Origin of the sequence: Aeromicrobium sp. (genome assembly GCF_036676885.1) — a bacterium.
Taxonomy (GTDB): Bacteria; Actinomycetota; Actinomycetes; order Propionibacteriales; family Nocardioidaceae; genus Aeromicrobium.
This window is the reverse complement of the sequence record NZ_JAKFCB010000158.1, coordinates 1-9,915: the sequence shown is the minus strand read 5'-3', so window position 1 is coordinate 9,915 and position 9,915 is coordinate 1. Positions and strand designations below refer to the sequence as shown.

General features: G+C 70.5%; 9 protein-coding genes, 1 pseudogene and 1 riboswitch. Of the genes and pseudogenes, 1 reads left to right on the top strand and 9 read right to left on the bottom strand.

The features are described from left to right. Positions 1-127: 127 nt before the first annotated feature. The 6 genes from ribH to V6M46_RS07715 all read right to left on the bottom strand — a co-directional run bounded on the left by ribH (position 128) and on the right by V6M46_RS07715 (position 5,178). The gene (gene ribH, locus V6M46_RS07740; RefSeq protein WP_332663488.1) at positions 128-598 is read right to left on the bottom strand and encodes a 6,7-dimethyl-8-ribityllumazine synthase; all 471 of its coding nucleotides are present in this window, start codon (positions 596-598) and stop codon (positions 128-130) included. 79 nt (positions 599-677) lie between these two features. Continuing rightward, a complete protein-coding gene (locus tag V6M46_RS07735; RefSeq protein WP_332663486.1) occupies positions 678-1,910 on the bottom strand; it encodes a bifunctional 3,4-dihydroxy-2-butanone-4-phosphate synthase/GTP cyclohydrolase II in 1,233 nt (410 codons plus the stop codon). Beyond that, complete coding sequence (locus V6M46_RS07730) at positions 1,907-2,539, bottom strand: riboflavin synthase (protein WP_332663485.1); 633 nt, start codon at positions 2,537-2,539, stop codon at positions 1,907-1,909. Before V6M46_RS07730 ends, V6M46_RS07735 begins: the two co-directional genes overlap by 4 nt. Continuing rightward, positions 2,539-3,576: a bifunctional diaminohydroxyphosphoribosylaminopyrimidine deaminase/5-amino-6-(5-phosphoribosylamino)uracil reductase RibD gene (gene ribD / locus V6M46_RS07725; RefSeq protein ID WP_332663483.1), complete on the bottom strand. Its 1,038-nt coding sequence runs from the start codon at positions 3,574-3,576 to the stop codon at positions 2,539-2,541. Before ribD ends, V6M46_RS07730 begins: the two co-directional genes overlap by 1 nt. 107 nt (positions 3,577-3,683) lie before the next feature. Continuing rightward, positions 3,684-3,821: riboswitch (FMN riboswitch) on the bottom strand. A gap of 46 nt (positions 3,822-3,867) precedes the next feature. Beyond that, the gene (rpe, locus tag V6M46_RS07720) at positions 3,868-4,530 is read right to left on the bottom strand and encodes a ribulose-phosphate 3-epimerase (RefSeq protein WP_332663482.1); all 663 of its coding nucleotides are present in this window, start codon (positions 4,528-4,530) and stop codon (positions 3,868-3,870) included. Positions 4,531-4,560: 30 nt separating this feature from the next. Beyond that, positions 4,561-5,178: a TetR/AcrR family transcriptional regulator gene (locus tag V6M46_RS07715; protein ID WP_332663480.1), complete on the bottom strand. Its 618-nt coding sequence runs from the start codon at positions 5,176-5,178 to the stop codon at positions 4,561-4,563. A 114-nt stretch (positions 5,179-5,292) separates the two neighbouring features. Between V6M46_RS07715 and V6M46_RS07710 the strand changes: the two genes are divergently transcribed. Then, a complete protein-coding gene (locus V6M46_RS07710; RefSeq protein ID WP_332663479.1) occupies positions 5,293-6,717 on the top strand; it encodes an MFS transporter in 1,425 nt (474 codons plus the stop codon). Here the strand turns inward: V6M46_RS07710 and V6M46_RS07705 are convergent. The 3 genes and pseudogenes from V6M46_RS07705 to V6M46_RS07695 all read right to left on the bottom strand — a co-directional run. Then, positions 6,700-7,983 carry an RsmB/NOP family class I SAM-dependent RNA methyltransferase gene (locus V6M46_RS07705; RefSeq protein WP_332663477.1) on the bottom strand — a complete coding sequence of 428 codons (1,284 nt, stop codon included), beginning with the start codon at positions 7,981-7,983 and terminating at the stop codon, positions 6,700-6,702. The genes V6M46_RS07710 and V6M46_RS07705 overlap by 18 nt on opposite strands. Positions 7,984-8,059: 76 nt before the next feature. Then, a complete protein-coding gene (gene fmt, locus V6M46_RS07700; protein WP_332663475.1) occupies positions 8,060-8,983 on the bottom strand; it encodes a methionyl-tRNA formyltransferase in 924 nt (307 codons plus the stop codon). A gap of 35 nt (positions 8,984-9,018) precedes the next feature. Then, positions 9,019-9,915: pseudogene (locus V6M46_RS07695) on the bottom strand (primosome assembly protein PriA); the annotation flags it as partial.

The following is a 9,915-nucleotide window of genomic DNA, read 5'->3' as shown; positions in this document are numbered from 1 at the left end:
TCGCGTGCACGCCGGCATCGAGCTCGGCGACGGTGCGCGAGCCCTCAGGGCGGCTGGCTGCCTTGTCGGACAGCTCGGCGAAGAGTTCATCGAAGGTCTTCATCGCGGAGCAGTCTATCGGCGTCCGTCAGGCCAGCGTGCGCAGGAGGTTCCGGGTGGACAGCGCGGCCTCGACTGCCTCGCGACCCTTGTCCTCGCGACTGTCGGGCAGACCCGCACGGTCAAGCGCTTGCGCCTCGTCGTCACACGTCAGCAGCCCGAACCCGATCGGCACGCCGGTGTCGAGGGCGACCCGGTTGAGCCCGTCGGTCGCGGCAGCCGAGACGTACTCGAAGTGCGGGGTGCCGCCCCGGATGATCACGCCGAGCGCGATCACGGCGTCGTAGCCGTCGCGGGCGTACGCCTGACAGAGGATCGGCAGCTCGAACGAACCCGGCGCGCGTACGAGCGTGATGTCCTCGACCTTGGCATCGGCCAGCGCCCGCTCGGCGCCGGCGATCAGGCCGTCCATGACCTCGGTGTGCCAGCTCGACGCGATGATCGCGACCCGCGCGCCACTCGCGTCGACCCGCAGGTCGGGTGCTCCGCCGCCGCTCATGCCGCCACCTCCCTGAAGAACCCACGATACGGAGGCAGCGGCATGAGCCCTGTCTCGTTGTTCGTTCGCCGGCGCTCACTCATGCCAGGTTCTCCAGTCCGGGAAGGTCGTGGCCCATCCGCTCGGCCTTGGTCTGCAGGTAGCGCAGGCTGTCCTCGTTGGGCGCGATCCGCAGCGGCAGCCGTTCGCTGATCTTGACGCCGTACGCCTCGAGGGCGATGGTCTTGTCCGGGTTGTTGGTCAGCAGCCGGGCCGACGTGACCCCGAGGGCGCGCAGGATCTGGGCACCGGCGGCGTAGTCGCGCTCGTCCTCGCCGAATCCCAGCTCGAGGTTGGCATCGACCGTGTCGTGGCCGGAGTCCTGCAGGGCGTACGCCTGCAGCTTGTGCAGCAGGCCGATGCCACGTCCCTCGTGACCGCGGAGGTAGACGACGATGCCGGCGCCGGCGGTCGTGATCTCGGTCATCGACAGCTCGAGCTGAGGTCCGCAGTCGCAGCGCCGCGAGCCGAACACGTCGCCGGTCAGGCACTCGGAGTGGATGCGGGTCAGGACGTCCTCGGTGCCGGGATCGCCGTAGACCAGCGCGATGTGCTCCGAGCCCTCGATCCGGTCACGGAATCCGTGCGCCGTGAACTCGCCGAACTCGGTCGGCAGCCGGGTCGTCGCCAGCCGATCGACCTGCGACTCGTGAAGTCGGCGGTAGACCTGCAGGTCCTCGATCGACACCAGCGCGATGCCGTGCTCATCGGCGAACTCGCGCAGCTGCGGCGCCCGCATCAGCGTGCCGTCGTCGTTGAGCACCTCACCGATGACGCCGGCCGGTGTGAGCCCGGCCAGGCGGGCGATGTCGACAGCCGCCTCGGTGTGGCCCGCGCGCTCGAGCACGCCGCCGTTCTTGGCGCGGAGCGGGATGATGTGGCCCGGTTGCACGAGCTCGAACGGTTCGGTCGCCGAGTCGGCCAGGACCCGGCACGTACGCGCCCGATCGGCGGCCGAGATGCCGGTCGTGATGCCGTCACGGGCGTCGATCGAGATCGTGTAGGCGGTGCGCATCTTCTCGCGGTTGTGCGGCGTCATCAGCGGGATCGCCAGGCGATCGAGGATGTCGCCGGTGATCGGCGCACAGATGAGGCCGCTGGAGTAGCGGACCAGGAAGGCCATCAGCTCGGGCGTGGCCTTGCTGGCGGCGAAGATGATGTCGCCCTCGTTCTCGCGGCTCTCGTCGTCGACGACGACGATGGCCTTGCCGTCGCGGAAGTCCGCGATCGCCCGCTCGATGCTGTCCAGCCGCACGTTCTCGTGCTCGGTCATGCGTGTCCTGCTTTCTCCTGAGCACCCAGCAGGCGCTCGACGTACTTGGCGAGGATGTCCACCTCGAGGTTGACCCGGTCGCCCGGGCCCTTGGTGCCGAGCGTGGTCTCGGCGAGCGTCGTGGGGATCAGCGACACCGAGAACCACGGCCCCTCTTGCGACGACGCAGAGCCGTCGACGACGTCGACCACGGTGAGCGAGGTGCCGTCGACCGTGACGGACCCCTTGGCGACGAGATACTTGGCGAGCTCCTGCGGCAGCCCGATCCGGACGACCTCCCAGTGCTCGCTCGGCGTACGGTCGAGGATCCGCCCGGTGCCGTCGACGTGGCCCTGCACGATGTGACCACCCAGCCGCGCGCCCGCCTTGGTCGCGCGCTCGAGGTTGACCTCGTCGCCGACGGCGAGATCGCCGAGCGAGGTCTTGTCGAGCGACTCCTTCATGACGTCGGCCGCGAACGTGTCGGTGCCGCGGTCCATGACGGTCAGGCAGACGCCGCTGACCGCGATCGAGTCGCCGTGCTGCGCGTCGGAGACGACCAACGGGCCGCGGATCGTCAGGCGCACGGAGTCGCCGAGCTCCTCGACCGCGGTGATCGTGCCCTTCTCCTCGATGAGTCCGGTGAACATCAGTCGAAGTCCTCTCGTTGCATGCGGCCGGGTGTCCCGATGATGCGGATGTCCGGACCGACCATCGTCAGGTCGTGCAGGTCGATCGGCCGCAGGTCGGCCAGGGTCGTGGCCTCGCCCTCGAGCGCGGCGCGGCCCGAGCCGAGCATGGCGGGGGCGATGTAGCCGATCACCCGGTCGATCACGCCGGCGTTCCAGAATGCACCGGCGAGGCGGGGGCCGCCCTCGAGCCAGACGTGCCGGATCTCGTTGTCGATGAGCTTTTGCAGCACGACCTCGGGATCGCGGGACTGGACCAGCAGCGTGGGAGCCACCCGGTCGAACACGCGGTAGTAGTTGGGGATCTTGGTCTCGCCCACCACGACCCGCAGCGGCTGCTGGTCGTACGGGAGCGGGATGTCCTTCTCGTCGCGGACCGAGAGCCGCGGGTCGTCGGCGAGGACCGCTCCGGTGCCCGCGACGATCGCGTCGGACTCCGCTCGGAACTTCTGTACGTCGCGGCGTGCCTCGTCGCTCGTGATCCACTTGCTGGTGCCGTCAGGGGCGGCGCTGAGGCCGTCGAGCGTCGCGGCGTACTTCCACGTCACGAATGGGCGACCCGAGGTCACCGCGAACGTCCACTCGACGTTGAGGTCCGTGGCCTCCTCGGCCATGACACCCGGTTCAACCTCGATGCCGGCCGCGCGGAGCGTCGTGGCGCCTCCGGCCGCTGAGCGGTCCGGGTCGATCTGGCCGAACACGACGCGCGCCACTCCAGCTTCGACCAGCGCCTGGGCGCACGGTCCGGTGCGGCCGGTGTGGTTGCACGGCTCGAGCGTCACGACGGCGGTCGCGCCGCGGGCGGCCTCTCCGGCCTGCGTGAGCGCGTCGATCTCCGCGTGCGGGGTCCCGGCGCCACGGTGCACGCCGATCGCGATCTCACGGCCGTCGGGAGCGAGCAGGACACAGCCGACGCGCGGATTGGGCAGCGTACGTCTGACGGTGCGGGCCACGTCGAGCGCGCGCTGCATTGCGCTGATCTCGGTGTCGGTTGCCATGCGTTCCTCCGGGTCGTGATCCGCTCACGCAACCCGGGGTCATCGGCGTCCTCCATGGCGAAACCGTGACGTGGGGAGTGCCCACCACGGTCCCGACCTCTCGGGACACAATGCTCCTCCCATCCGGACTTTCACCGTCGGTGCCGGAATTTCACCGGCTCAACCGTTGCCCCACCACGAGGATGGGACCGCGGGTCGCGGACTGTCACCGCCGGCTCGGAATTACACCGACCCCGGAGCACGCGAGCGATGTTGCTGCTCGTTGCGCACAAGTCTAGCCGGGTGTCCCGTTCAGTGGGTGTGATGTCCGGCATGTGACCGCAGCTCGGCGACCATGGCATCGGGGTCGTCGGCGCTGAACACCGCAGAGCCGGCCACGAACACGTCGGCGCCCGCGTCGGCGCACCGCTCGATCGTCTCGAGCGACACTCCCCCGTCGACCTGGAGCCAGATGTCGCCGCCGTGCTTGTCGATCAGTGCGCGGGTCCGCTGGATCTTGGGCAGGCAGATGTCGAGGAACTTCTGGCCGCCGAAGCCCGGCTCGACCGTCATGATCAGCACCATGTCGAGCTCGGGGAGCAGGTCCTCGTACGGCTCGATCGGCGTCGCGGGCTTGAGCGCCATCGACGCTCGGGCGCCCTTGGCGCGGATCTCACGCGCCAGGCGTACGGGCGCCTTGGCCGCCTCGACGTGGAACGTGACGCTCTCGGCACCCGCCTCGACGTACGCCGGGGCCCAGCGGTCGGGATCCTCGATCATCAGGTGCGCGTCGATCGGCTGCACCGCGACCTTGGCCAGCGCCTCGATGACCGGGGCGCCCAACGTCAGGTTGGGGACGAAGTGGTTGTCCATGACGTCCATGTGCAACCAGTCGGCGCTCGAGATGCGAGCCGCCTCGGCCTCGAGGTTCGCGAAGTCCGACGCCAGCATGCTCGGGGTGATCTGGATGCCCATGCGGCCAGCGTAGTGGTGCCCGAGCGCCGATCAGGAGGTGGCGGAGTCGCGCACGATGCCGTCGATCACGATGCGCAGCATCGGCCGGGCCTGCTCGACGTCGAGGCCGGCCTGGTCGACGACCGTCGCCACGCCGCTCACCAGCCGAACGACCTGATGCGGCTCGACGCTGTCGCGCAGTGCGTCGGTCTCGATCAGGTGAGTGATGACGCGGTCGTTGGCGTCGTTGAGCATCTGGCACTTGCGGTAGATCGGCGAGGCCGGGTCGTCCATCGCGGCGCTGAGCTTGGCGGCCGCACCACGATGCAGCGTCATGTGCTTGACCAGGTCGACGAACCAGCGCTCGAGCTTCTCGCGAGCCGGGACGTCCGCCTCGACCGCGGCCATGCTGTCGGCCACGACCCGGTCGGTCCAGTCACGCATCAGGGCATCGATCAGGTCGTCCCGAGTGGGGAAATGGCGGTAGAGCGTGCCCGGTCCGACACCCGCGCGCTTGGCGATCTCGTCGAGCGAGCCCTCGGCGCCTCGCTCGGCGAAGACCTCCCGCGCAGCGGCGACGAGCTTGTCGTAGTTGCGCTGTGCGTCGGCACGGAGCGGCTTGACGACCTCCTCGGAGACCTCGGCCTCCGCAGGCGTGATGGACGCCACAGCGCTACCTCCCTTGATTAACCGGAGACAGTCTCCGTATAGTCATCCGAAGAACCGGAGCCCTTCTCCGTTCGAGTGTACGACACTCCACTTCTCGGGACAGGAATCCCCACCATGACCTCCATCACCGACGCACCACCGGCGCAGCGCCGCGCTGCGTACGGGCTCGCTATCGTGCTCACGGCACAACTCATGCTCATCCTCGACGCGACCGTCGTGAATGTCGCTCTCCCCCTCATGCGGGTCGACCTCGGGTTCAGCCCGGCCAACCTGTCGTGGGTCCTCAACGCCTATTCGCTGGCCTTCGGCGGCCTCCTGCTCTTCGGCGGCCGACTCGGCGACGTGATCGGGCGCCTGCGGGCGTTCGAGATCGGCGTCGGTCTCTTCACCGTCGCGTCGCTGCTCGGCGGACTCGCCCAGGACCCCGCGATGCTCATCGCGTCTCGTGCCCTGCAGGGTGTCGGCGCCGCGATCGCCGCACCCAGCGTGCTGGCGCTGATCACCGCGAGCGCACCGGATGAGTCCGCCCGCAACCGCGGACTGGCCCTGTTCAGCGCGGTCTCGTCAGCGGGCGCCTCGATCGGCCTGATCCTGGGTGGCGCCCTGACCGGCTTCGCCTCGTGGCGCTGGGCCCTGATCATCAACGTGCCGATCGGCATCATGGCCGTCGTGCTCGTCCGGCGGTTCGTCCCGGAGACGACCCGCGAGCGCGGTCACTTCGACGTCCTCGGAGCGATCACCGCGACCGCCGGTTCCGTGGCCCTGGTGTACGGCTTCATCAACGCCGCGGACCACAGCTGGACCTCGCCCGGCACGATCACGGCGTTCGTGGCCGCAGCGGCACTCCTCGGATCGTTCGCCGGGATCGAGCGCCGGGCCCGGCAGCCGTTGCTCGAGCCGACCATGCTGCGCTCGCGGCCGCGCGTCGCGGCCCTGGCCACGATGACCCTCGTGATCGGCGCGCAGTTCGCGCTGTTCTTCCTGCTGGTGCAGTTCATGCAGCGCACGCTCGGCTTCGGGGCGTTCGAGTCCGGGGTTGCCTTCCTGCCGCTCAGCCTGGCGATCTTCGCGGTCTCCCGCGTGACGCCACGCCTGGTCGCACAGTTCGGCACCTGGCCGCTCATCACGGCCGGTGCGGCTCTGGCGCTGGTCAGCCTGGTGTGGCTGCGTGAGCTGACCGACGCCAGCACGTACTGGGCTGATCTGGCCGGACCGCTGCTGATCAACGGCATCGGCGTCGGCCTGTTGTTCATGCCGCTCACGGTCGTCGTGCTGTCGGGCGTCGAGCCCAGGCACGCCGGCACCGCGTCGGGCCTGCTGCAGACGACGCAGCAGATCGGCGGTGCGCTGGGCCTTGCGGTGATCGTCACGGTGTACGCATCGAACGCGGTCCCCGGTGAGTTCACGCCCGGGCTGCGCGAGGCGATGGACACCGGGTCGATCCTGGCCCTGGTCGCCCTCGTGGTCGCGGCCGTCGCGACCGTCGGCGGTCGCCGGGCGTCGAGCTCGCCGGAGCTGGTGTCAGCTGCGGCGGAGTAGCGCGCAGAACATCGCATCGGTGCCGTCGATGTGGGGCCACCACTGGTGGGTGGTCTCCACGTCGACGTCATCTCGTCCGGCGGTGACTGCGTCAAGGACGCCGCGCGTCTCCCGGACGTGCGGCGAGCAGGTCGCGTAGACCACGACTCCCCCGGGGCGTACGAGCTCAAGCGCGCGGGTGAGCAGCGCTTCCTGCAGCGGGACGAGCTCCTCGAGGTCGGCCTCGGACCGGCGCCAACGCGACTCCGGCCGGCGGCGGAGCGCGCCGAGGCCGGTGCACGGGGCGTCGACCAGGACCCGGTCGAACGACGCGGACTCCCACGGGCCGTGTCGCCCGTCGGCAGTCGTCACCTCCACGTTGTCGAGCAGGCGTACGCCCTGGCGCACCAGCTCGGCCCGGTGCTCCAGCACCTCGTTGGCGACGAGCGCGGCACCACGTTGCTTCGCGAGCGCGCCGAGAAGGGCCGCCTTGCCGCCGGGTCCGGCGCAGAGGTCGAGCCAGCGTGTGTCGGTGCCGTCGACAGCCGCCTCGGCGAGCGTGATCGCCACGAGCTGGGATCCCTCGTCCTGCACGCCGGCCCGGCCGTCGCGGACCTGCGGTATCGCTCCGGGGTCGCCGCCCTCGTCGAGGATGCGGGCATAGGGCGAGAGCTTGCCCGGGGTGCCGGGCAGCGCGTCGGGACTGCAGAGGCCCGGACGAGCCACGAGGGTGACCCTGGGTGGGGCGTTGTCGGCCGCCAGCAGCTTGTCGATCTGCGCCGCGTGGCCACCAAGGGCCTCGCGCAGGGCCTTGACGATCCAGACCGGGTGCGACGTGCGTACGGAGCGGGCCTCGTCGCCCTCCAGTCCGGCCGTGACGACCTCCAGCCAGCCGTTGAGGTCCTTCTGGCCGATCTTGCGCAGCAGCGCGTTGGCGAAGTGCACCGGCTTGTGCCCGATCTCGCGGCGGACGAGGTCGACCGTCTCCGACACCGCGGCATGCGCGGGCACCCGCATGCTGAGCAGCTGGTGCGTGCCGAGCCGCAACGCGTCGAGCACCGGGGGGTCGATCGAGCCGAGCCCCTTGCTGGCGACGTGACCGATGATCGCGTCGTACGTGCCCTGCCGGCGTACGGTGCCGTGCACGAGCTCCGTGGCGAACGCCGCGTCTCGGCCCTCGATGTGGTGCTCGGCGAGCATCGCCGGCAGGACCAGGTTGACGTACGCGTCGCGCTCCGCGACCGCCCTCAGGACGTGGAACGCGACGGCGCGAGTGGGATCGCTCATGCCGCCGCCTCCAAGGAGGGCCAACGGCAAGGAGGGGTCGGCACCAGATCCTGTTGGTGAGCTCGCTGGCGCTCGCTCACAGGAATGCCGCGCCGTCGGGGAGTGACGTGCCGCGGGCCCAGTCGGCGGCGGGCATGCGCTTCTTGCCGAACGCCTGGACGTCGCCGAGCACCAGATCGGTCGTCGTGGTGCCGACCCTGACCTCCTGCTTGCCGATCGACAGCTGTCCGGGCACCAGCGTGCGCTCGTCGGCGATCGTCGCGGGGCCGATCTTGACCCTTTCGCCCTCGAGCAACGTCCAGGCACCCGGCGCGGGCGTGCAGCCCCGGATGTGCCGGTCGATCGCGAAGGCCGGGCGGTTCCAGTCGATCCGCGCGTCCTCGGTCGTGAGCTTGTGGGCGTACGAGATGTTGTCCTCGGGCTGCGCGACGGCGGCGATGTCACCGTCCTCGATGTGGTCGATGACGTCGACGAGCAGCTTGCTGCCCCAGTCGGCGAGGCGGGCGAGCAGCTCCGCGGCGGTGTCGTCCTCGCGGATGCGCTCGGTGATCGAGCCGAGAACCGGTCCGGCGTCGAGCTCCTCGACCAGGCTGAACACCGTCGCGCCGGTGACCTCGTCGCCGGCCATGATGGCCCGCTGCACCGGTGCGGCGCCGCGCCACGCCGGGAGCACGGAGAAGTGCAGGTTGATCCAACCGAACTTCGGGATGTCGAGCGCCTCACGGCGGATCAGTGCGCCATAGGCGACGATCGGGATGCAATCAGGAGCGATCTCCCGCAGCCGGTCCATGAAGCCGGGGTCCGAGGGTTTCGCGGGCTTGAGCACCTCGATGCCGTGCGCTGCGGCGGTCTCGGCGACCGGCGACGGCGTGAGCGTACGACCGCGGCCGGCCGGAGCGTCGGGCCGGGTGATCACGGCGACGACATCGTGGCGGCTCGCGATGAGCGCCTCGAGAGTCGGGAGGGCGGTCTCGGGCGTACCAGCGAAGACGACTCTCACGGCGTCGAGTCTAGGCGCGCGTGCCGTGGCGGTGGTCAGAGGGACAGCGGGTCGACCTGGATGCGCAGGCCCGGCAGCTTGGCGGCGCTGCGCTCAGCGGCCAGTGCCGCGAGCGCGGCAGCGAGGTCTGCACCTTCGCGGCGAGGGGTTCGCAGAATCAGCCGCTCCCCCGCCTCGGTCGAGCGCGGGTCGACCGGGACCGGTCCGAGGATCTCGGTGTGCGGCGTCCAGGTGCGATCGGCCAGATCGGCGAGGACCTCGTCCGGGCCCGCCACGGTCGCCAGCCGTGCCGTGGGTGGCAGGTGCGTCTCGGCTCGGCTCGCGAGCTCCCGCGCAGCGAAGCCTGCGGGATCGGCGCGTACGAGGGCCTGCAGCGTGTGGGCGTCACCGACGGCGACCGCTGTGCCGCCCGGACCCGCGAGCGCGAGTGCGTTGAACCAGCGCCGGTGGGACTCCTCCTCGACGCGTACGTCCTCGCGGGCCAGCATGAGCCAGGTGTCGAGCAGGATCACGACCTCATAGCCGCCGGCCACATGTGGCTCGGCCCCGGGTGTCGCGAGCACCAGCCGGCGCCCCGGCTCGACCTCGTCGAGGATCGTCTGGCCGCCCGAGGTCACGACCTCGAGGTCCGGGAACGCGCGGGCGAACTCCTCAGCGGTGCGCAGCGCGCCGACGACGGGCGAACGCAGCTCGGTGCCCTGGCAGTGCGGGCAGGTCCACGGGGAGGCGCCGCGGCCGCACCAGCGGCACGCAATCGGCGCTGAGGCGGCGGGCTGGCCCAGCGGTCCGTGACAGGTCGTGCAGCGGGCCGGCTGGCGGCAGGTCTGGCACGACAGCGACTCGCGATAGCCGCGCCGCGGGACCTGCACCAGGACGGCGCCCTTGGCGGACCGGATCGCGCGGAACGCCTCCTGCGGCAGGCGGACCGGTGC